This is a genomic window from Echinicola shivajiensis (assembly GCF_018642165.1).
Lineage (GTDB): Bacteria > Bacteroidota > Bacteroidia > Cytophagales > Cyclobacteriaceae > Echinicola > Echinicola shivajiensis.
In genome coordinates this window covers 52,376-75,454 of the sequence record NZ_JAHHZM010000003.1, presented here as the reverse complement: position 1 = coordinate 75,454, position 23,079 = coordinate 52,376, and the positions used below count along the sequence as shown (strand labels likewise).

Below are 23,079 nucleotides of genomic sequence, written 5' to 3'. Positions count from 1 at the left end.
TTCAATCAGAAGTTTAGACAAGTGGTTTATTCAGACCAAAATGGATTTTGTACCAGATTTGGATTCTTATCGATTTCTCCCTGAGGAACTGGAAACCAATAGTTCTTTTTGGAAAAACGTCTTCTTTGGTAAGCCGTTCTTTTATAGAAAGCATTGGGATTATTGACATCATCACTGAGTTCATTGCCCAGGTAATTCATACCATAAAAATCCCTATTGAGCGTTTCCTCTCCAATTTTCCATCTCCTGATATCATTCCACCTCGTCCCCTCATTGTTCAGTTCCACTCTTCTTTCCCTGCGGATAGCTTCTCTAACTTTATCCTGGCCAGAAAGGGGAATCTGCCCAGCTCCTGCGCCATACCCGGGAACTCCAGCCCTTTCACGGATCAAATTTAGATAATAAAGAATATCCGGATTTCCAGGATCTACCTCATTAAGTGCCTCGCAGTAATTCAGGTATGCCTCACCAAGCCTGTATAAAATTCCCGGTCTATAAGGATTGGTACCGTTCCTGGGGTCATGATCTGGGTGGGTTTTCTTCCTCAACAAATAGCCATTTTGGGGAGCATCATGTGTAGGGCCTCCATCGGCTTCACCGCTAAGGAAAAGTGTCCTTCTCCCTTCTCTTCTGTACCAGGCTCTATTATAGAGCACACTGATATAAAATCTCGGTTCTCTGTTGCAGTACATATTATAAGTACCTTCTAGGGTCACTTGGCCTTCCTTGCCTTCCTGATTCCCTTGAGATTCAATCCAGTTCGTATTCCTAAATTCAGGTTCCTCAGAAAAACCTTTTTCTACATATCCCGAATTAGGATCATCGATAGGCAGGCCATTTTCCATAAAAAAAGCATCCACTAAAGACTGGGTAATGCCCAAACCGCCATTACCCCCTGTGCCTCTTGGCTGCGAATGCCTGTCATATTCCCAAGTATTAGACCCTGGCCTGGCAAACAATATTTCCTTATTCACATCACCCTTTTCCAAAATCATATTTTGATAAGATAAAAAAGGATCTATGCTACCGTCTTGATTATATTCATAGTAGAGCTCGTGCCCAGCATCATGTGCCGCCTCAATAAGTTCTTGGCAAGCATCCTTCGCCTTCACCCATTTTTGGGGATCATAGGTCTTATTGAAAAGCTCTTCACCATTATTATTGACAAATCCAGCATAATCTTGATTGCCATTGACCAAAGGACTTGCTGCAAAGAGCAGCATTCTGGCACGGACTGCCAAACACATGATAGAGGTAGCACGCCCATATTTGGTCGCCTCAGAATATTTTGGAGGCAAAATTTCTGCAACCTCTTTGAGTTCCTGATCAATCCACCTGACTATTTCATCAAAAGGGGTTTGCCCCTTCATCAATTCCTCTTGGGTAGCATCAGAAGGCACTACTCCTAAATTAAAGGGAACGACCCCATAAGCTTCTATCATTAACCAGTAATAATAAGCTATTAGAAACCTGGCTTCCCCCCTCATATATTCTACCTCTTGCTCAGTTACCTTTTGTGCAGCATTGGGCTTTACATTATCAATAAAAATATAGGCAGACCTTATCCTTTGTGGCAAAGAAGACCAGTAGTTTGGCTCCCATGAACTGGTTGGATTCCAGTTGCCTGTCTGTTTGGCAATTACCGTCCAACCAAACTGCTCCCAGCCTGTGGAAGGGGCCATATCATCTGACAAAGGATCATAACCAATGTCTCTGGTAAATCCCCAATAGGGATCCGGAATTCCATTATAAACGCCTGCCAACCAATCCTCTGTCCTGGTTTTATCATTAAATACCATTTCCAAGGTCAATAGATCCTCTGGCGCCTTGTCTAGGTAATTTTCACAGGCAACAAGTGAAAACATGGAAATGACAGCTAGTATATATTTTAATATTCTCATTATCTCAGGTTTAATAGGTAATTAGAAATTGATATTAGCGCCGATGGAATAAGATTTCATGATAGGGTACCGAAATCCATTATTGGAACCCAATTCTGGATCCCACAAGTCAAATTTCGAAAAAGTAGCTAGATTATTCCCCCGAATGAATATCCTTGCATGTCCCAGCTTGGCCTTACTTAACATTTGCTTGGAGAAGTTATAACCCAATTCTACATTTCTTAATCTGACCATGCTCATATCCCTCAGCCACCATGTGGAAGCCTGGTTGTTATTGGTATGGACATAATCGGCTAGCCTCGGCCAAAAAACATCCTGTCGGGGATTTTCCACTGTCCATCGGTCATCCACATTGGAAAATATATTCCCCAAAGCGCCAGCACCCGATCCTGGAATGAAATAGGTCGTTCCGTCTCCTATGACCCGCCATGTTCTGGAATTTGCCTGAAAAAACAGCCCAAAATCAAAGTTCTTATATCGCACATTCGAACCAAAACCATACACCATCTGCGGATCTACTGTCCCTCCAATTGCGGTTTTGTCCAAATCATTGATCACTCCATCATCATTCAAATCTTTGTAGCGGATATCTCCTGGTCGCACCAAACCATAAGTTTGACTGGGGATATTTTCCATTAGGATTCCTTCTTCCACATCCAAGAAATCCTCTTCTTTGAAAAGCCCCTCTGCTATCAGTCCAAACAATTGCCCTACAGGTTGTCCAGTTGAAGACCTAGGTGTTCCTACCACTGAGCTAGGCTCATCCTGTTCGATGATTTTGTTCTTGGCATAAGTAAACGTTCCCCTCACCGACACATACACATTTGGTGAAACTTGTTTGCTATAATCCAAGGACATATCAATTCCCTTATTATTGACTTTCCCAAAATTAGCCCACGGTGTATTGATATAACCTGCTGAACCCGGAATAGTCCTTCGCTGCATAAAAATATCACGTCGTTCTTCCTTAAAAAGGTCTACCCTTAGGTCCAAACTGTTCCAAAGGCCCAGTTCAATACCTATATTGGATTTCATCACAGTTTCCCATGTGAGGTTTTCGACTCCATAATCACCTTCCCTTCGGCCTGATCTGCTATAATTGTTTTCTATACCCCAAGAATATCCACCTGTATCACCTATCGTGGTGATGTAGGCAAATCGTCTACCGTCAATCTGGTCATTTCCTACCAAGCCCAGTGACGCCCTTAATTTTAACTTGGATAAGGTCTCTCTATATGGAGTCAGGAAACTTTCTTCACTGACCAACCAACCTACGGCTACAGAGGGAAAAAAGCCGAAACGTTGACCTCTGGCAAAGTTCTCCGAACCATTGTACCCAAAATTCACCTCAGCTATATAGCGGCGATCATAGGAATAAGAAAACCTGCCTGCTATCCCCTGGGTCCTAAAGGGCAAACGATCACCGCTATCATAATGCCGCTGATTATACATAAACATGGCATCCACATAGTGCTTTTCAAAGTTCCTCCTATAATTGAGGTTTCCTTCCAAATACACACTTTTGTTGCCCCAATCAGAACCTGTACTATAGCCCAAAAAATCTTGACCGTATTGATAGATAACCAAATCAAGCGAACCATCTTCATTTCTTCCAGTAGCTGGATTATAATAATCAGGAGACTTACTTCTGGAAACACTATTTCCCGAATAGCGGTCGAATGAAAAACTCAATTTCATCTCCAAGCCTTCTGTAATATCACTTAAGTCCTGCTCCAAAGAAAACAAAGACTCCAATTTACTGGAACTGTGCCTTTCATACCCCCTTTGGGTAGCCAATGCCCAGGGGTTGCTCCTTTGAGGGGTAACGGGAATTTCCCCAGAGGAATACTGAGTAGGGTGAACATAAGGAGGAATCTCAAAAGCTTTATTAAAAAGATCGTCTATGGACTGTGGCGGTGTATTTCTGTCCTGAAGATACCCACCAATATTTACGCGCATCAGTGTGGTAGGCGTAATATTAAGATCAATATTTGAGCGAACATTATACCTTCTCAATTTAATGGAGGAATCCCAACTCTGGCTTTCATCACGACTAAGGATACCATCTTCACCATAGTAAGAACCTACAAAAGCATATTTTAAGACATCACTGCCTCCAGAAACGGTCAAATTCACCCTATTATTGGAGGCATAATCCCTGGTTATTTCATCCAACCAATTTACATCAGGACTCAAATCGGGATCTGCTCCACTTCTGATCTCCTCAATTTTCTCCTCCGAAAAAAGTTTGGGGTTACCTGACTCTTCTGATATGCTGTTCAAAACACCCAAATAATCCGCCGCGCCTACAAAATCAGGTAACTTTACCGGTTGGGTAATTCCCCTTTCATAACGAATATCAACGGTCGGCTTCCCTACATGTCCTCGCTTGGTATTGATAATGATCACGCCGTTGGCACCACGTACCCCGTAAACCGCACTTGCCGCTGCATCTTTTAGGATAGAAAAGGACTCTATTTCGGCAGGGTCAATATTGTCCAAGGAACGCTGTACACCGTCCACTAGAATCAATGGGCTACGATTCCCAGCAAAAGTAGAAATCCCTCTAATCCAAAATTGGGAATTGTCATATCCTGGTTCTCCAGAACGCTGGGCAGCAATCACTCCTGATAGCTGACCTGCAAGATTATTACTTAAAGACCTGGATGTTCCTAACTGAAGCTTATCGGGTTTGATAGTGGTCACAGAACCCACCACTGAATATTCTTTTTGGGTTCCAAAGCCCACCACCACCACTTCATCCAAGGATTCCGCATTGATCTCAAGTACCACATTAATATGGTTTTGTGCACCTACCACCACCTTTTTGGTTTCAAAACCAATATAGCTGAAGATAAGGGTCTTGCCTTGGTCAACATCAATGGAATAACTACCATCGATATCTGTAACTGTTCCTTTGTTTGCCTCACCCTCTATCAAAACAGAAGCCCCTGGTAATGGCTCTCCATTGGTATCTGAAACGATTCCTGATATTGCTGATTTTTCTGCAGCAGTGATTTCTGCTGACTTTTTATGGATGATCACATGATTTCCTTTCTTCTCCCCTTTTAGTTGAAGATCATCCAATATATTTTTTAATGAAGAATTAGTGAAGTTTTTAGTGATCTCCACCTTATGCTTACCGATTTCTTCTGGATCATAAACAAATGTCAAATCGGTATTTTTCTCTATTAAGTCCAGCACTTCCACTGGCGACTTACCGGATGCATTGATACTTATAAGAACATTCTTAAGCTGCTGGGCCTTGACTTCATTCAGCAAACAGCCCATAAATACCAAAAAGGCTAAGGTTATTAAAATTGATATTGGTTTTCCACCTATCTTCCCTTGGAAGATATCAACCTGTCGAATTTTTTCCATAAATTTGGTAGGGTTTAAATTGTTAATATTTAGACTGGCTCTTTGGGATAATAATTGGCGTTATGGCCCCAAAGACATAAAGCTGGGCTTCTTATGGAGCTCGGCTTTGCTTTTTAAAATCACACATGTTTTACATTTTGGTCAATCTATTTTTTTATTCTTAATGATGATTTGATCCTCCTTATTTTCATATTCTAGCCCATGGAGGACACAAAGGATGTCCACTATCCCTTCAATGCCTTGGTCTTTATCAAAATTTCCCTTTATCAGTAAACCTTGGTCAACATCATTTTCAACGATAAGCTGCTTTGCAAAAATTCTGTTCAGTATATTGGTGACATCTCCCAAAGAATTTTGGCTGAACATGATCTTTCCATCAATCCATGAATCCACATTTTCAACTGTTGACTGCAAAAATTCATGTGTAACCTTATCGTAGGTGATCTGTTGGCCCTTGGTTATTTTTCCAAATAATTGATCCTCTTTTCCTACTGCCACTTTTCCAGATGCAACAGCTACCTCCACTTCCCTTCCGTCACTGTAATCGTTTATATTAAATGATGTACCCAAAACGGTGATCTTAACCCCATTTCCTGTCATTACACTAAAAGGCTTTGTTTCATCTCTTTCCACGTCAAAAAAAGCCTCTCCTTCTAGGCTTACCTCTCTAGCATCTGCAGAGAATTCTTCTGGCACCCTAAGAACACTTACTGAATTAAGTACAACTGTTGATTGGTCAGGCAAAACAATTTCCCTGATCTCCCCAACATTAGTCCTGTATTCAAGAATTTTACTATCGTTGCTCCGAATATATTGGAATACAAAAAATGAAGAAACCAAGAAGATTATCAATGTAGCAGCAACTTTTACCAATCGCATAATCTTGGCTTTTCCTGTATTGGATTTAACCGATGTGTTTCTTGCTTCCAAAGGTGACAATTGCTCTTCCAAGCTAATAAGCTCACTATTATCCATATTGTCAATCAAGTCACCAAGATGTTCCAAAAATTCGTCGGCCTCATTATCATTGGCATTTTTATACCAATGAATCAACCTCTCCCTCTCTGCTTCCGACACCTTCCCTTTGGAATATTGTGATAAAAGTTTCTTTAATTCTGATTTATCCATTTTCATATTGTTATGACTAATACGGTTCAGACAATATGATCCCCCCACGAAAAATATATTTTTCTCTTTTATTTTTTGAATTGCTAAAAAAGGAAGGAGGTATCCTATCAAATAATGCCTTAACCTTACTGGATAGCAGGGTTCAGCTTATAAAAATATGGAATCTAAAAATAAAGAAAACACCAAGCTATAAAATAAGGTACTGTGTAGCCGGCATGTTCTTCCAGATATTCTTTGATCAATTGGGTGGACTTGGCCATATGTCTTTCTATGGCTTTGGGAGTAGTTCCTAACTTTTCTGCAATTTCAGAATATGTAAAATTTTCATATCTACTTAGTTGAAAAATCAATCGCTTCTTTTCGGGGAGCTGATCCAAAGCTTTATCCATCACTAATTTCAACTCATTAAAATATACTGTCTCCATGGTAACAGAGCCGGAAGGGCTTTTTCCCATTGCCCCACTCGTTTGATAAGCTTTTCTTATAGAAACTTTTCTAAAATGATCATTTACTAAATTCTTCGCTATTTGCCTTACAAAGCCCTTCAATGAATGTGTCTCGTTAAGCAGCTCTCTTTTCTCCCACAATCTGGCAAAAGTCTCTTGAGCAATATCCTCAGAAAGATCCCTGTCCTTTGAAATGAAAAGGACAAAGACAAAAACCTTTTTATAATATCTTTCATAAAAAGAGGTAAATGCTTCTCTATCTCCATTTTTTATGGATTTTATTAAGAAACTTTCCAGGCTACGAACACCCATTCAATGAGATTTTAAAACAAATTTAATCCTGCATTAATCAACAATTACAATCTATTTTCACCTTGTAATTAATTAAAAACAAAACTTAGAATTGAAGAACTAACAATTTTGGGCATAAGTTTACCTATATTTCTATTATAAATCAAAATTGTCACTTATCGATTTAAGAATACCCTAATTCAAAAAGCCTTGTATTCATCCATCATTCGAAAAAATAGCATAACTCTTAAAAATGACATCACACCAAAGTAATTCTACAATACCTACTTAAATATTCTGTAGGCGTCATATCGGTAAATTTCTTGAACACGTCTCTAAAAGCTTTAGGGTCAGTATAACCCACCTGATACATCACTTCGTTGATGGTCATTCGTCCCTGTTCAAGTTCTTTTTTTGCCGCTTCCACTTTTACACGTTGCAGGTATTCAATAACTGTGTTTGATGTAGCTTTCTTGAATCTTCTCTCAAATGTCCGTCTACTTACAGCCACCCTATCGGACAGCTGATCTACCGTTATCTTTTTGTTGTAATTTTCTTCAATAAACTCTTGGGAGTCCAATATTTCACTGTCCTGATGGGATTTTTGCCCCTTAAAAATGATAAAAGGAGACTGGCTATTCCTACTTATGTCTATTTCGAAAATTTTGGAAGACAAAACTGCCATTTTCCTGCCTGCAAACTTCTCAATAAGATAAAGGTTGAGATTTAAAGAAGAGTATGCTCCTCCACTAGTGTACAGTCTATTTTCATCAGTGATAATTTTATCATCAGTCAAATTAACATCAGGGAACATTTCCCTAAACTCACTAGCAGCCAACCAATGGGTAGCACAGTCCCGGCCTTTCAACAGCCCAGTACTGGCTAATAAGAATGCTCCAATACAAAGACTAGCTATTTCAGCGCCCTTATCATATTGATCCTGTAACCAAGGTATAAACACGCTGTTCTTTTCAATGACTTTTTTATAATCCCCATGAATAGCTGGAATAATAATTAAATCTGTCTTTTCGATTTCCTCAATGGTTGCATTGGGCTGAATACTGAAGACTCCATTACTCAAGCTGGCCTCTTTGTGCGCTCCCACAAGGTTTGTCTTAAACATTGCCGACCTTCCAGACTTTAGCAGTGCATCATTGGCCATATTGAACATCTTATAGGTGGCTTCCAAGTTGCTAAGGCTTGAATCTCCATCCGGTACAAGTATTGAAATATGCTTCATAATATTCAAAATTTAATCCAAACAAAGGATTGCCAGCTTTACTACAATATTAATGGAAATGGGTGTCGCAATCAACCCTCTAGAATGACGTAAACGCACCTTTGAATTCTCCAACATCACCTATACCTTTATTAATCAAATAATTACTAGTAACTCCATAAAAACGAAACAATAAAAACCGTGCTTCTTAAGACTAGAGAAAACAAGCCATTTATAGGCTTAATCGAAAGGTTTGTTGACTGATTGTAAATTATCCAAAAACCCAAAGAGAAGCTAAAAGTTTAAACAAAATTATTAAATCCACAATAAAATGAAAGCAAAACAAATCTGGGCAAACTTGGCTGTTGAAAACATTGAAAGAACTAAGGACTTCTATTTAGGTTTAGGATTTAAATTAAATGGAACCCCAAGCAAAAATTTGGTTAGTTTCTTATTCGGAGACGAAGAATTTATTATTCACTTTTTTGAAAAAGAAACATTGAAAGACAGCCTTGAAGGGGAAACAGCAAACCTTAAACTAGGAAATGAGATCATGTTTACCTTATTAGCTGTTAGCCGGGAAGAAATCGACCTATTTGCTGAAAAAGTCAAAAAGGCAGGGGGGAAAATTCGCTACGATCCTAGAAAAGACCGGAAGAAGTTTTATGATGAAAATGGCTATTACGTATGTGTTTTTGAAGACCCTGATGGTCATATTTTTAACTTGTTCCATAACATGAATTAAAAACAAACACAAAAAAACATATTCTGATTATCCACTATGATGCCAGTAACCATAAATCCTTTGCTCAAGTGCCCGGAAGACTGAAGTAATTGATACTTTCATCAAAAGGATCGTTTCGATTCCCTTTTAACATTTACTGGTGCAATTGCGGATATACATAAAAAATAATTCTTTAATCAATACAACAAAACCTAAAACACTAAAACGATGCAAGTCAATCCCTATTTAAATTTCGATGGCACAGCTGAAGAAGCTTTTAAATTCTACAAGTCCGTTTTCGGAGGAGAGTTTATCACCCATATCAGAATGAATGAAGCTCCAGATAGCGAAAAGCTTTCGAAAGATGAGCAGTCTCGCACCATGCATATTTCATTGCCCATTGGCCCTGACACCATTCTGATGGCTTCTGACATCCTTCCCTCCATGGGACATTCCCTAAAACAAGGTAATAATTCATACATTTCACTTCACCCCAAAAGCAAGGAAGAAGCAGACCGTTTATTTAATGGTCTTTCTAAAGATGGTACAATAGAGATGCCCATGGAAGATCAATTTTGGGGCGATTATTTTGGAAGCTTCGTTGACAAATTTGGCATCCACTGGATGATCAATTACAATAAGGAAAATAGTTAATTCCTCATCTTTCAAACTGTAAAATCAGTAATCAATTAAATGGTAGAGGTATTTAAAACAAGTGTAGAAGCAGTTGAGGACAAACAATTCCTTTTGGACAAACTCCAAAAGGAATTTCCTCATTATAAAATCAATTTTGATATGGAAGACTGTGATAAAATTCTCCGTATTGAAACTATTGAACCAGACATCAATTCCCTGTCCATCATTGAATTTATGAATAGATATGGATTCAAAATAGAAATATTACAAGATGAGCTACCTTGAAAATCATTTCTACTGAGGGTTTTATTGCGCTCTTTATCCAAACCTAAGAGCGAACCGAACGACAAAGTTCGGAATAAGCCTTCCTATTCCTTCCACTATCGGCATTGCTGCTGGCTCCTTAAATCTAAAAAGCAATTACATAATGCCTCTGTAAACAATTAAGATCCCAGCAGATTAGGGCAAATTGTTTTCATTAATATCCCAATCAGCGGCTACTTTCTTCGAGAGTTCTATTACATTCTTCAAGATAGCCCTATTGTCATTCTTTCTCCAATTGACAAATAAGCGTACCTCTTCAGGTAAACTGATAAACCTCACATTAGCTCTTGCGGCAAATTTAAAAGAATAAGGAAGAATCGAAATGCCCAAGCCCTTGGCCACCAAATTCAGTATCATTCCTCCAAAATCTGACTCGATATGGATATCGGGCTCAAAATTATATTTATGGAACATGCCTCTTAGCAAGGAGGCAAAATAGGTGCTATGGTGAAGGCCCGATAGGATAAACTTTTCGTCTTTCAATTCCTCCAAACTTGTGAAATTTTCCTCTTTCATCCAATGTCCTTCAGGAACTACCAAACAGATACTTTCAGAAAACAATGGCAGTGTTATGATGCCCATATTTTGAATTTTGTCCCTACTCAGGGCCAGGTCAATATGGTAATCAAGCAATAATTTCTCCTGACTGATATCCACCGGTTCCATCAGTTCCACTTTCAATTTTGGCAAACTATTGGCCAGTTTATCCAATAATGAGGGTAAAAACACATATGCTATTGAACCGGGATAACTTATGCTGATTCTCCCTGATTTCCCCTCACCAATGTTCTTTGTATGTTGGTGGGTTCTGTCGATCTCATCAAGGAGCTGTTCCCATCTTTCTTTAAAAAAAACTCCTGCATCGGTAAGTTTCACATTTCTTTTGTTCCGCTCAAAAAGCTTCGTTCCTACTTCTTCTTCCAGTGCTTGAATTTTACGACTGAGAGATGATTGCGTGATATAAACCTGCTCTGCAGTCTTCCAAAAATGCAATTCCTTGGCAAGTACTAGAAAATAGCGAATCTGTTGAAGGTCCATTAATTCATTTTTAGCATTAATACATTCAAATTTAACATTTTATAGCACTAAAATCTGTTATTTATTTGCAACAAATACAAAATACGGATTAAACATATATTTATGGGCATCATCAATTACAGTACATTTATCGCTACAGCCACTTTCTTTATCATGACACCGGGCATAGACACCATGTTTGTATTAAAAAAATCCATTGGAGAAGGTAAGCGGTCCGGAATGTACTCAACACTGGGAATTAATTCCGGAATCATCCTGCACACCATCTTGGCAGCTATTGGGCTGAGCAGTATGCTCATCAAATACCCCATGGCATTTGAAGTTATCAAATACCTGGGAGCTATATATATTATCTTCATGGGATTCTCAAGTATTATCAGCAAAGAGCCAATGATAAGTCTTGAAAGTAACTCCTCTAAGAGTTCAAGCAAAAACAATAGTTTTATAAATGGATTGATCACCAACATACTTAATCCCAAGAATGCCATGTTCTTTTTGGCCCTGTTTCCCCAGTTTATAAACCAAGAAAATTTAAAGGATCCTTTTCCCTTCTTTCAGCTTGGATTAACCTATGCCCTGATCGGCTGCATTTGGTATAGCCTCTTGACCCTTTTTGCTGGGACATTTTCCACAAAGATCAAAGAAAGTCCAAATGCCGATCGCTGGCTTAAAAAATTATCAGGAATAGTATTTATTGTTTTGGGCTTACAACTAGCCACCGGCTATTAAATAAAGACAGGAAGCTAAATACCGAATTAATTTTATCCAACCAAGAAACTGTCTATATAGCAGCCCTGACTTGGGGGAGTTCAATTAACATAAATAGGATCATTAAAACATCTACCTTAAAAAATAATGATCTATTGCCCAGTTTTTATGTGACTTTTATTACAGAGATTTACTTTATGGCTAAATACCTTTGAGGGATGGTGTTGCTACAAAAGCATATATCTTGGTTAATGTTAAGCCTTTTTCTCCTGGTATCAGGAGGACCGGGTCAAAATCCCCATATGATTGCCAGTTTGTTTTTTGGAAATCAATTTAAGTTGGAGAGAAACTGCTCAAACCAAAAGCAACGCCTCACTTCATCAAATAAAGACGAAAACCAATCCCCACAACAAAAGCATTCTCAAACTGAATCAAATTCAGGCTACTGCACAAATGTCCCAGTTTATATCCTCACAGGATATTCCTTCTGTCTGACGGGAGATGTTACTCCTGTTTTTCACCAAACAGCCTATCAAGAGCGTAGCTTAGAGCTTTTTCTGAACCCTAGCGCTCCACCTCCAAAAGTTTGATCTAATCATAATATCCAGAAGTCTCTATTTTGAGCCCTTGCGCTTAGATAGACTGCTCCTGTGTCTTCCATAATTTGATCAAACTTACTATTTATGAACCAAACCATTCCGGTAAGGGTATCTTCAGTTCAAGTACTGCGGATACTCCTGAGCGGCATCTTTCTGGTAGCTTCTATAAACCATTTAATGGAGGTCGAGGCTATCAAAAAAAGAATAGGTGCTGCTGCATTTAAAGATTTGGCCTATTTCTTTGGTGAACCAGAGACCTTGATCATCCTTTCGGGAGTAATAATGCTCCTGGCAGGTATTTTACTCCTTTTGGGAATCAATACCCGATGGTCAAGCCTTGTCTTATTATTGGTTTTGCTACCGATCACCATCACGATACAAATAGGACAAATCTCCACACTTGGCCCCTTATTCAAAAACATTGCCATCATGGGGGGACTGCTATTCTTTATCATCAACCCAAGTTTCAAAAAAGAAAAATTTCAATAATGAACAATCCATTGAAAAGTCTATTACTGTTTTTGATACTGACAGTATGGGGCATCAGCAGTTTACATGCCCAAGACACACATTCCGATGCTAAATTTGATTATGTAGTGCTTACAAAAAAAATAGCACAGCTTCAGCCCATCCTTATGGCTGCGGAGAGTTTATCAAAAGAACCATCCTTCGGGAGTTTTGAAGTCATCATCTGCGGCAAAGAAGTAGTGGAACTAAAGGACCACCATAAAATGAAAGTGTATATCGATAAGGCCAACGAATTAGGCGTCACACTAAATGCCTGTGGCTTCTCCTTAAAAAAATTCGGAGTGGCTCCCGAAGAGGTATCGTTAAAAATCGTGGAAAATGGGATTCTTTATAATCTCCAGCTTCAGCAAAAAGGCTTCATTAGCCTTGAACTTTAATTATTAAAAAAAATTCAACTATGAAAAAGAATATAAATTATCTGCTAGCAGCTTTTATCATTGCTGTCGCAATATCTGCCTTTGTTTTACCTAAGTCAAAAAGCTCATCAAAAAATATAGAAGAAGACAACAAACCAAGTCCAGCCATGAGCATGACGGACAAAAATGGTGACACGGTCCAATTAAAAGATTTCAAAGGGAAAGTGGTTGTATTAAACCTTTGGGCCAGCTGGTGCCCTCCCTGTATTGCAGAGATGCCTAGTCTCGAAAAGTTTTATAAGCAAATGGATACCGAGGAAGTAGCACTTATAATGCTTTCTTTGGACAGAGACTTTGATAAATCTACCGCATTTATGGATAGTAAGGCCTACGAAATGCCTTACTATAAACCGGCTTCCCCACTCCCTGCCCCATTTGCTGTCGATGCTATCCCAGCCACTTTCATTATCAATAAAAAAGGTGAGGTTGTGGGCTTACACTCAGGCATGACCGACTTTATGTCTGAAACCTTTTTGAACAAGATTCAGTCAGCGTCTTCCCAAGAATAGTTTCAAAAAAGACAAAATAATTAACCAAAAAGAGGAATGTTTTCCTCTATTTGGTTTTTATAGCACAAAACAGGCTATTTCCTTCATTGGCAATTTGTTTAAATGCCCTTGAAATAAAGAAGACTCCCTATCCCAAAAACCAACTGTTTTGAACCTTCCTATTTAGTTAATATGATTATCCACAACCAAATCCTGGGCTGTTTTCGCCTCCAGGTTCTTTATCTTCTTCATCTTAAAATACCTACAGCTCTTATCGGATTTAGCTGTTTCAAGGTCTTCCAAAACCGTTGATTCGGCCATTACTACCACTATTGACCGCTTTTAGCTACCTCTTCCTCGTTTAAGTCTATTGGAGGTTTTCGTAGCTTTTCCCACAAAGGCCTCGTCATACTCAACCATATCCTCAAGAATGTAGAGATCATCGTGTTTTTCCCATGACCTTGCGGAGTTTATGGTACATCCTGAAGGCGGGTTTGTACCGCTTCATCCCCAGCTGTCTTTGGAGTTCAGAAACGCTGAACCATTCTTGGTGGCTGTGATGAAGGTCATGGCCAACAACCAGGTCCGGATCGGAAGGTTACCGTTTTCCATTACCGTTCCGCTTCTGATACTTGTCCTGAAGTTACAGGAAGAGCATTGAAAGGCCTTTTTGTTTGCCAACCAATATTGTTTGGTACACTTACCTGCTTGGCTCCTTTTCTGCCTGATAAACTCGATACAGGAAGATTCGTCTGGAAACCGATTGATGAAGTTGATAATATTCATGGTCAAAACCGTTTGTTCTGACCCGATTTATTGAGAGTAATAACTCAAATAAAGAAATTAACACCAATTGGCAATAGTAATTTATTTGGCTGCTGGTGCAATGGCGGATATACTTGTATATCTAAATCCCTAAGAATAATACTCTCCAACGACTTCCCCTTTGTCACTTATCATTTTTATATTTAATCTTTTATTGTCGGCATGAAGCTGAATCAAAGTCCTACTTCCAGTCTTAGGGCCTCCACCAATTATAATGGGATAACTATGTTCATCATTGGCTTTATGAATTCCATATCTATGCGTATGACCTGAGATGACCATATCTATATTATGTTTTTCAAATATTGGGGAGAAAACTTCCCTACAATGTGTAGTTCCATGCCAATCACCAGAATGATAAGGAGGAATGTGCATGAGTACCACTTTATATTTGCAAGAGTTATAGGTATTATTTTCCAATTCATTTTGTAACCAAGCTGCCTGCTCCTTCCTAAAATCGTCAAAATCAACCATTCCATTATAAGCCTCATGATCATCTTCCTTATCCTCCCCAGAATCCAGCACTATAAAATGTACAGGCCCCTGCCTAAAAGAAAAATAGAACTCATTTCCTTCATAGTCAAAATAATCTTTAAACTGCCTGGCATATTTCCCTCGTGTTTCATGGTTTCCTCTAATCATTAAAAATGGTTTTTCACTAGCAAATAGATCGGTGCATGGAGCAATAAGATGATCTATGAGTTGTTTTTCGTCTGTTTGATAATCAAACATATCCCCATTAAGAGCTACAAAATCATAGGTGAAATCATTATTCAATGCCATTAATTCCCTGAATGAATAGGGACGATCATGAATATCATTTAAGATGATGCAGGAGACCTCATTACTATCTTTGGAAGGAGTAGTAAAATAATAAATCTCTCCTTTGATCACTTTACCAAACTGTTGTTCATAAGGCTCAAACTTGATTAATGGTTTGGACACCACCTGATATTGATAAGTTGTATTTGGTTTCAAGCCTTTTAGTTTGATTTTATTTAAACGGTTGTTGGCTTCGATAAATCCATCAACTTTTTTAAAGGCTTTTTGATCACATTTCTCTTCCCCGTATTCCACCCAGCTCAAAGAATTCTCTTTAGTAATGAACATTATACTCACCCTGTCTTCCTTCAAATTTTGCAGATAGGGTTTTGAAAAATTTTCAGACCCCATGATCTCATTCTCAGGAATTGCAAAGGTCCTTACTGTTGGAACGGTCACGCCTAATAATGTAGCCTTTCCGACACCGTTCATAAATTTTCTCCGACTTTTATCTTTAATTTTACTCATTATTTATACCCAATTTCAAGTTAAAAACAGCTACCACAGGAAAGTGATCCGACTCTCTATCTGCCCAATCAAACACACTGTAATTAACTACAGTAAGTTTATCTATTCCTTTATAAAATATATAATCTATCGTCCGATTGGGATTTGCTGTTGAAAATGTTTTTTGGCTACAATTGTTATTTCTACAAGCCACGACAAGCTTTTCTTTTACTATGCCTATCGTTTCTGAATCAGGAAGGGCATTTAAATCTCCTCCTATAATCAAAGGCCCATCATATTTCTCCAAAATACCCTGGAGATCTTTTGCCTGCTTTAATCTGTTTGCTTCATTGCTTAAATGGTCAAAATGGGTACTGGCAAAATAGAGGTTCTCCCCCTCGATATCCACGCTTATTAAAGCTACAGATCTTTGTTCGCCACCTAGGGAAGGCTCTACCCCCATATTAAAAGCGTATTTAGATTGAATAGGATATTTAGACAAAATAGCATCACCATACTCTCCACTCCCTAAATCAATCGCTTTGGCAAAAAAATAGTCCATACCACACATTCTTCCCAATTCTTTTGCTATGTCCAACTCCTTGCCGTTTCTTTCGGTAAACCTATCTACTTCCTGTAGTGCCACCAAATCAGGGTCTGCCTTGGTAATTACAGAAGCTATTTCTTGCAAATCTGGAATTCCCCCAGGTCTTGCTCCAAAAATATTATAGGTCATTGTCCTGATTGGCATATATTTTACCTCTTCCAATTCTTTTCGGGGTTCCTCTTCGGAGGAGCAGGATATAATCCATATCACCATAATCAATATGGTCCAAAATAAGACCCGGGAATAAAGAAGATAGGGTAACTTTTTTGTATTTAACATCATTGCAAATTCCAGATAAATTAGTAACCGCATGAAACCATGGCTTCATGCGGTTTTAGTATTACTATTAGAAAGCCTCTATCTCAGCTATATGCGTTCTATAAACATCCTGATGACTGGCCTTGACGGTAATTTTGAAGTACCTAGCCTCCAAAACTTCTGGAAAATAAATGGTATTAGAGGCAGTATTTTCCAAAACATAATCCAAAGTTCCTACCCAATTTTCCCCATCTTCACTCACTTCCACAAATATATCTCTTGGGTTACCATTTCCACCTACCTGATTGGTACGACCAAATATCTCTAAGCCGTGCATTGCTTTAGTTTCATTCATATCGATAACGATATAGTGGGGATGTCCAGGTCTATTGCCATTCTCATCCCTCCTCCACTGGCTATGCCAAAATGTGTCCAAACTTCCATCAATGCTGTGATAGGCACGACCTCCAGTGGTTGGACCATCATTTTCATCGGACGAAACTTCCTTGATATGCCAATTTTCTTGAGGAAATTTAGAGAAAGGATTTTCATCATACCTACCTGTCACCAGGAGGTAAACCGTTTTCAGTTCTTGATTAATTTGCACTTGGTCTCCAACATCAGCAATTGAAACAGGAAGTATATGAGGCCTCAATCCGGTAAACCTTAAAGGGTTAAATTGAATAATCGCATTAGTACTGCTATTTTTTCCCTTGGGTATAATCAATACATCGTTTTTCAATTGATAACTATCCTCTGGCATCAAAGGATAATTTGTCCCATTACTCTCATTATATTCAGCAGCAAGATGTGGCTCTATTGCCAATTTTACCTCTAAGTCGCTTTGGGGAAAATTCACACCTCCATACCCTACACCCAAAGGGATGGGAAACCATTCATCTTTTACCGAAACGGTATAGCCGACAGGGTTTTCTACTGCTGCACTGATATAAACCTTTGAATATTCATTGACATTGGGCACTTCTAAATCCTGCATTTCACAGGCAAAAAGCATCGATAAAAGCCCAAAAATCCATTTGTTTTTTTGTCTTAAATTCATCTTCATTTTGATTTTTACCATCCTGGGTTTTGGACACAATTTGGGTTTCTTTCAATTTCCGCTTGGGGAATTGGGAACAGATAAAAAGCTTTCCTAAATATCCTGCTTTCAAAGATTGTCCTTTGAAAAAATGCGGGATCAGTAGCATAATTCCCCGCATTGACATTCATTCCCCAGAAAGATCCTGCATCGGTTTCTTCTGCGATTTTCCATCTTCTAGTATCAAAATATCTTAGATGTTCCATGGCCAATTCAATACGCCTTTCCCTTCTTATTCTTTCCCTCATACCAATTTGGCCATTATCGGCTGTATGACCAGGGATTCCTCCACGTTCTCGGATCAAATTCAAATACTTTAACACATCTGGATTTCCGGGATCATACTCGTTCAACGCTTCCACATAGTTTAATAGAACTTCTGCATATCGGTACATCACATGTGGACGAGAGATATACTTTGATTCCCTTGGATTACTGTCAGGATGAACATTCTTCCTGAAAAGGTATCCGGTTTCTGAATAATCATGAGAACCTCCCTTTCCTGACTCTCCTGCATACCATAGTTCTATTTCTCTTACTCCAAGACTGGAAGAAGTATTGATCCAATCACTGCCACTATAGGTAACTGAGGCATAGAACCGGGGCTCCCTGCCCACATACATATTAAAAGTGTTCGCTTTGGTATAGCCTTCGGCGTTTTCGCTGAATCCAGATTCTGAATAACCGGATTCCGCATTAATTATTGGACTTCCATCACTTAAGTAGCCCAAAACAGGAACTTGTCCATTGGCCATATGATATGTATCAACTAATTTTTGTGTGGGGCCCATACTGGCATAACCATTGGCCAAACGAGGTGTAAGGGACCTTTCATAATTGGACAGGGAATTGCTGTTTCTCGAAAGAATCCATTCAGAATTCCAAGGAGTTAAGAAGAGATTTCTATATGAAAGCAAGGGATCTAACTCACCATCAACGCTATACTCTTTATAAAGTACCAAAACCCCTAAATCAATTATTTCCCTTGATGCATCAGCTGCCTCTTTCCACTTTGATGCATCATACTCTAGGTCCATCAGCTGGGTACCATCAGGATTTTTAAAGTTATTATAATCACCATTTCCATTAAACAAAGGGCTTGCAGCATACAGGAGCATCCTACTTTTTACCGCCATGCACATTAATTTGGTCGCTCTACCATAATCCTGGTCAGGCTGATCGGTAAAGTGTAATGGTAAATCCTCTGCGGCCATGTTCAGCTCTTGAACGATATAATCAACGCATTGGTCAAAAGGCGAACGGACAGCTTGCATTTGTGGATCCTCGGTAGATAAATCCGGGTCAATAACATCTTCTCCCAAAATAATTACAGGCCCATACTGCTTGAGAAGCTCAAAATAGAAATAGGCCCTTAAAAACCTTGCTTCAGCTTTATATTGAATAATCAATTCAGGACCTGCCCGATCTTGAAGAATCTGTTCATTTCCATCAATATTGTTCAAGAAGGTAGTGGCTGATCTTATCCCCTTATAATAGTGATCCCAAAACACCCAATAATTGGATGCCGCACTCCAGTTCCCTAAATTCACCCTGAACGGATTGTTTTTTTGGGACACATCAATATCATCGGAAATCACATCCCAAGGGGTATTATTTGTACGGTGTGCTTCATCCCTAAGATAGTTGTACACATTGGCCAAATAGGATTCAGATAGATCCTTTCTATTAAAAACCTCTTCCAGGGTCATGATATCATCTGGAACTTGATCCAAAAAATCTTCATTACACCCCGGCATGAACACCATCAAAAAAGCCATGGCCAAGCAAAGCAATTGCTTATTCATTGTTTTAAATTCTTTATTACTAGTCATTATAGTTACTTTTAGAATTTTAAATCTATCCCCAAGGTATAACTGGAAACATTAGGATATCGAGCTCCACGTCCATCGCCCAATTCTACATCCCAAAAATCAAATGGACTCCAAGTCATCACATTGTATCCAGTCAAAAATAGGCTTGCGTTGTCCAACCTCAACCTATCGATAAGTGCTTTCGGGAGATTATAGGTCAATTGGATATTTTTTAACCTGAGGTACTTACCATTTTTCAACCACCAGCTACTAGTAGCATAGTTGCTATTGGGGCTTCCGTCTGACAATCGTGGGTAAAAAACATCCTGACGAGGATCTTCTACTGTCCACCTGTCTTCGATATTACTTAATAGATTCCCCCTACTCATAGAGACCATAAAAGGCATAAAACCTTCTCCGTTCATAAAAACATCTACATTTCCTACTCCTTGGAAAAGAGAAGAAAGCGTAAAGTTCCCATAGCCTACTGTTAGGCCAAAGCCATAAACTATTTCAGGAACAGTCCCATATCCAATAGGTATTCTATCAAAATCATTGATCAGTCCATCCCCATTTACATCCTGGAATTTTATATCTCCTGGTTGTACCAAGCCTGGGTGGACAGGTCCATTATTGATTTCCTCTTGTGTTTCAAAAAGACCAAGTGCATTATAGCCAAACCGTTGACCAACCTTCCTGTTTTTCTGATCCAGCCATGGATATGTAGGATCAGGCTTATCATTCTCAATGACCTTATTCCGACTAAAGGTTATATTCCCCAATGCTTTGAAATGGAATTTCTTGAAACGCTTGGAAAAGGTCATGGAAGCATCCACTCCTTTGTTTTCTATTATACCTAGGTTACCATAAGGAGCACTTTGAAGCCCAACATAAGCAGGGACCGCCTCTCGATTTAGAAAAATACCTTCCCGAAGCTCTTTAAAATAATCTACCTGCAGATTAAGATCGTTCCCAAGTGTATATAAATCCAGACCGATATTAGTTTTTGTCGCTGTTTCCCAGGTCACATCTACTCCATAATCACCAATATCATATCCTCCATAATTGTTATTTCTCTCTCTTCCATAGGAGTACCCCCCTGTTTGGTCAATGGTAGTCAAATAGGCAAAGCGTCTACCTACAATCTGACTGTTGCCCACCTTGCCATGACTAAATCGGAATTTCAACATCGGAATTGCCTCTTTAATTGGTTCAAAGAAAGCCTCCTCACTGGCCACCCATCCAAGTCCCATTGCAGGAAAAAAACCAAAGCGGTTTTCAGGATTAAAGTTTTCGGAACCATTATAGCCGAAGTTCAGCTCCAAAAAGTACTTATCTGAATAACCGTAAGTTCCCCGCCCAGAAATACCCAAATAACGATAAGGGAGTGAACTGTTGAAATTTCCAGCTTGTGAATTAAGTTTATCACTTTTATTGAACAAAAGCATACCCGTCACCTCATGCTTGTCATCAAAGTAACGGTCATATTTTAATGCTGCTTCCCAATATAAAGTACGCTCTCCTTGACTACTTCTAGAAAAACTTAAATATCTTTCTCCCCTATACGTTTCCTCATACAACATATTTCCATCCTCATCCCTTCCAGTTGCCAAAAAAGTATCTGGTCTTTTTGTCCTTCGCATACTGGTATAATTGTAGACATCAAAGGAAAACATAGCTGTCGCAGACAAGCCTTTTATCGCTGGTATTTCCTGAGTAACCCTTAAGTTTGAAAACAACTGATTTCGCCACTGATTGGCATAGCCAGTGGCTGTCAAATGCCCCCATGGATTGGCAAGACTTCCTTGTCTTTGGTCTGCAATTGTCCCATTTTCATATACCACAGGATGCACTACAGGGGTCATATAAAATGTATTTTCGAAAATCGTTGCTTGACCAGAGCCCGGATAATTGGCATTGGCAAGATATCCTTGAATCCCTAAATCAACTTGTGTTGTTTTGGAAGCTTTGATTCCAAGATTGGTTGTCAAATTATATCTTTTAAAACCAATTTGGTTATTATAGTTGGAAGCTTCCCCCTGCTTATAAAGTCCTATTTCATCAAAGTAGCTAGTTCCAACATAAAAAGTTGTATTCTCAGAACCACCACTAATATTAAGATTTGCCCTTCTTTGATGTCCAAAATCATTGAACAGTTCATCCATCCAATTTACATTGGGATACAAATAAGGATCCGTCCCGTTTGCTGTCATCTGGATGATATCCTCACTATATATAGGAACACCTCCTCTGTTACTGATGGCTTCATTGGACATTCTCATATAGGTAGGACCATCTGCAAACTCTGGTAGTTTGGTAAATTTGGTCAGGCCTTCATAGTATCGAAAAGAAAATTTTGGTTTTCCTGCCTTACCACTTTTGGTTTTGATAATGATGACTCCATTGGCTCCTCGTACACCATATACTGCAGTGGCAGAAGCATCCTTCAATACCGTAAAACTTTCGATGTCCTCTGGATCAACGTTTCCCATTGCTCGAGGCACTCCATCTACCAGTACAAGTGGTTTGCTCAAGCCTTGGCTAAATGTGGAAATTCCTCTAATCCAGATATCCGAATCATCGAAACCTGGCTCCCCAGTGCGCTGTACTCCTACAACCCCAGAAAGCCTACCGGCAAGGGAATTCGTTAGATTACCCACAGGGATTTGTAGATCCTGTGCTTCCACAGTAGATTGAGCTCCCACTAAACTGACCTTTCTTTGCGTACCAAAGCCTACCACTACCACCTCGTCTAGAGATGTTTCATCCGCTTCCAAAACTATATTAATCGTAGATTGGTTATTTACAGTTATCTTCTGGGTTTTAAACCCCAAATATCCAAATACCAATACAGCCCCTTCATCAACATTGATTATATAATTTCCATCCACATCGGTTATGGTACCTTTTGTGGTCCCTTCCACGGATACTGAGGCACCTGGAAGGCTTTCTCCATCAATAGTACTTACCTTACCTGTAACTGTGATTTCTTTCCTAACAGCTCTTTGCTGTTTTGTCTTTACACTTAAACCAATAGAATTATTGATTTGCTTATAGACATAATCTGATTGAGTGGATACAATTTCCAAAAGGTTTTTTAAATTGACTTTTCCGGGATTGATCTTAATGACTCCCTTAAGGTCCAAATCACCTCGATAAGAAAAATAAAATTCTGATTGGTCCTCGATTGCATTTATTAAATCCAAAACCGTATGATGGTGGCCTTGAATATTAATCATTGTTTGTTCGAGTTCTTGGGCCTTAAGGTTTCCCGCTAAACTTAGCGAAACACTGAAACCTATCATTAGAGCCAGACATAGCATTCTTGTTGTTATCCTCATGAGCAGGATAATTAGGTTTTTTTTCATAATTTTGAGTTGTTC

The 23,079-nt window shown here is 39.0% G+C and carries 19 protein-coding genes and 1 pseudogene; 7 read left to right on the top strand and 13 right to left on the bottom strand.

Translation table 11 applies throughout. The features are described from left to right. Positions 1-26 precede the first annotated feature (26 nt). The 5 genes from KMW37_RS07260 to KMW37_RS07240 all read right to left on the bottom strand — a co-directional run bounded on the left by KMW37_RS07260 (position 27) and on the right by KMW37_RS07240 (position 8,387). Positions 27-1,901 (bottom strand): RagB/SusD family nutrient uptake outer membrane protein, encoded by a 1,875-nt coding sequence (locus KMW37_RS07260; RefSeq protein WP_215223956.1) that lies wholly within the window; start codon positions 1,899-1,901, stop codon positions 27-29. 21 nt (positions 1,902-1,922) lie between these two features. Beyond that, positions 1,923-5,282 carry a SusC/RagA family TonB-linked outer membrane protein gene (locus KMW37_RS07255; protein ID WP_215223955.1) on the bottom strand — a complete coding sequence of 1,120 codons (3,360 nt, stop codon included), beginning with the start codon at positions 5,280-5,282 and terminating at the stop codon, positions 1,923-1,925. 141 nt (positions 5,283-5,423) lie between these two features. Next, complete coding sequence (locus tag KMW37_RS07250; protein WP_215223954.1) at positions 5,424-6,410, bottom strand: FecR family protein; 987 nt, start codon at positions 6,408-6,410, stop codon at positions 5,424-5,426. 164 nt (positions 6,411-6,574) lie between these two features. Next, positions 6,575-7,168, bottom strand: coding sequence for an RNA polymerase sigma factor (locus tag KMW37_RS07245; RefSeq protein WP_215223953.1), 594 nt, complete (start codon positions 7,166-7,168; stop codon positions 6,575-6,577). Between the two features lie 238 nt (positions 7,169-7,406). Then, positions 7,407-8,387, bottom strand: coding sequence for a GlxA family transcriptional regulator (locus KMW37_RS07240; RefSeq protein ID WP_215223952.1), 981 nt, complete (start codon positions 8,385-8,387; stop codon positions 7,407-7,409). Between the two features lie 310 nt (positions 8,388-8,697). Between KMW37_RS07240 and KMW37_RS07235 the strand changes: the two genes are divergently transcribed. The 3 genes from KMW37_RS07235 (at position 8,698) to KMW37_RS07225 (ending at position 10,011) form a co-directional block, all read left to right on the top strand. Beyond that, positions 8,698-9,111 carry a VOC family protein gene (locus tag KMW37_RS07235; protein WP_215223951.1) on the top strand — a complete coding sequence of 138 codons (414 nt, stop codon included), beginning with the start codon at positions 8,698-8,700 and terminating at the stop codon, positions 9,109-9,111. A gap of 207 nt (positions 9,112-9,318) precedes the next feature. Further along, the gene (locus tag KMW37_RS07230) at positions 9,319-9,744 is read left to right on the top strand and encodes a VOC family protein (protein WP_215223950.1); all 426 of its coding nucleotides are present in this window, start codon (positions 9,319-9,321) and stop codon (positions 9,742-9,744) included. A gap of 39 nt (positions 9,745-9,783) precedes the next feature. Then, the gene (locus KMW37_RS07225) at positions 9,784-10,011 is read left to right on the top strand and encodes a hypothetical protein (protein WP_215223949.1); all 228 of its coding nucleotides are present in this window, start codon (positions 9,784-9,786) and stop codon (positions 10,009-10,011) included. A gap of 174 nt (positions 10,012-10,185) precedes the next feature. Here the strand turns inward: KMW37_RS07225 and KMW37_RS07220 are convergent, their stop codons facing one another. Then, positions 10,186-11,088: a LysR family transcriptional regulator gene (locus KMW37_RS07220; protein ID WP_215223948.1), complete on the bottom strand. Its 903-nt coding sequence runs from the start codon at positions 11,086-11,088 to the stop codon at positions 10,186-10,188. A gap of 102 nt (positions 11,089-11,190) precedes the next feature. Here KMW37_RS07220 and KMW37_RS07215 point away from each other — a divergent pair, with 102 nt between their 5' ends. From KMW37_RS07215 to KMW37_RS07200, 4 genes are all read left to right on the top strand, one after another. Further along, positions 11,191-11,817, top strand: coding sequence for a LysE family translocator (locus KMW37_RS07215; protein WP_215223947.1), 627 nt, complete (start codon positions 11,191-11,193; stop codon positions 11,815-11,817). A 662-nt stretch (positions 11,818-12,479) separates the two neighbouring features. Then, positions 12,480-12,884, top strand: a complete 405-nt coding sequence (locus KMW37_RS07210) for a DoxX family membrane protein (RefSeq protein WP_215223946.1) — start codon at positions 12,480-12,482, stop codon at positions 12,882-12,884. Continuing rightward, entirely contained in the window at positions 12,884-13,300 is a 417-nt protein-coding gene (locus KMW37_RS07205) for a sulfur reduction protein DsrE (RefSeq protein ID WP_215223945.1), read from the top strand. Before KMW37_RS07210 ends, KMW37_RS07205 begins: the two co-directional genes overlap by 1 nt. A gap of 20 nt (positions 13,301-13,320) precedes the next feature. Next, positions 13,321-13,848 (top strand): TlpA family protein disulfide reductase, encoded by a 528-nt coding sequence (locus KMW37_RS07200; RefSeq protein WP_215223944.1) that lies wholly within the window; start codon positions 13,321-13,323, stop codon positions 13,846-13,848. Between the two features lie 183 nt (positions 13,849-14,031). Here KMW37_RS07200 and KMW37_RS07195 read toward each other — a convergent pair. From KMW37_RS07195 to KMW37_RS07165, 7 genes and pseudogenes are all read right to left on the bottom strand, one after another. Beyond that, positions 14,032-14,613: pseudogene (locus KMW37_RS07195) on the bottom strand (IS1595 family transposase); the annotation flags it as partial. Positions 14,614-14,742: 129 nt separating this feature from the next. Continuing rightward, positions 14,743-15,942, bottom strand: coding sequence for a purple acid phosphatase family protein (locus KMW37_RS07190; protein WP_215223943.1), 1,200 nt, complete (start codon positions 15,940-15,942; stop codon positions 14,743-14,745). Continuing rightward, on the bottom strand, positions 15,935-16,672 hold the full coding sequence (locus tag KMW37_RS07185) for an endonuclease/exonuclease/phosphatase family protein (RefSeq protein ID WP_215223942.1): 738 nt from the start codon (positions 16,670-16,672) through the stop codon (positions 15,935-15,937). Before KMW37_RS07185 ends, KMW37_RS07190 begins: the two co-directional genes overlap by 8 nt. After that, positions 16,647-16,856 (bottom strand): hypothetical protein, encoded by a 210-nt coding sequence (locus KMW37_RS07180; RefSeq protein ID WP_215223941.1) that lies wholly within the window; start codon positions 16,854-16,856, stop codon positions 16,647-16,649. The genes KMW37_RS07185 and KMW37_RS07180 overlap by 26 nt, the downstream gene beginning before the upstream one ends. A gap of 18 nt (positions 16,857-16,874) precedes the next feature. Further along, positions 16,875-17,846, bottom strand: a complete 972-nt coding sequence (locus KMW37_RS07175; protein WP_215223940.1) for a BT_3987 domain-containing protein — start codon at positions 17,844-17,846, stop codon at positions 16,875-16,877. 14 nt (positions 17,847-17,860) lie between these two features. Continuing rightward, on the bottom strand, positions 17,861-19,690 hold the full coding sequence (locus tag KMW37_RS07170) for a RagB/SusD family nutrient uptake outer membrane protein (RefSeq protein WP_215223939.1): 1,830 nt from the start codon (positions 19,688-19,690) through the stop codon (positions 17,861-17,863). 38 nt (positions 19,691-19,728) lie between these two features. Beyond that, positions 19,729-23,037, bottom strand: a complete 3,309-nt coding sequence (locus KMW37_RS07165; RefSeq protein WP_215223938.1) for a SusC/RagA family TonB-linked outer membrane protein — start codon at positions 23,035-23,037, stop codon at positions 19,729-19,731. Between the last annotated feature and the right edge of the window lie 42 nt (positions 23,038-23,079).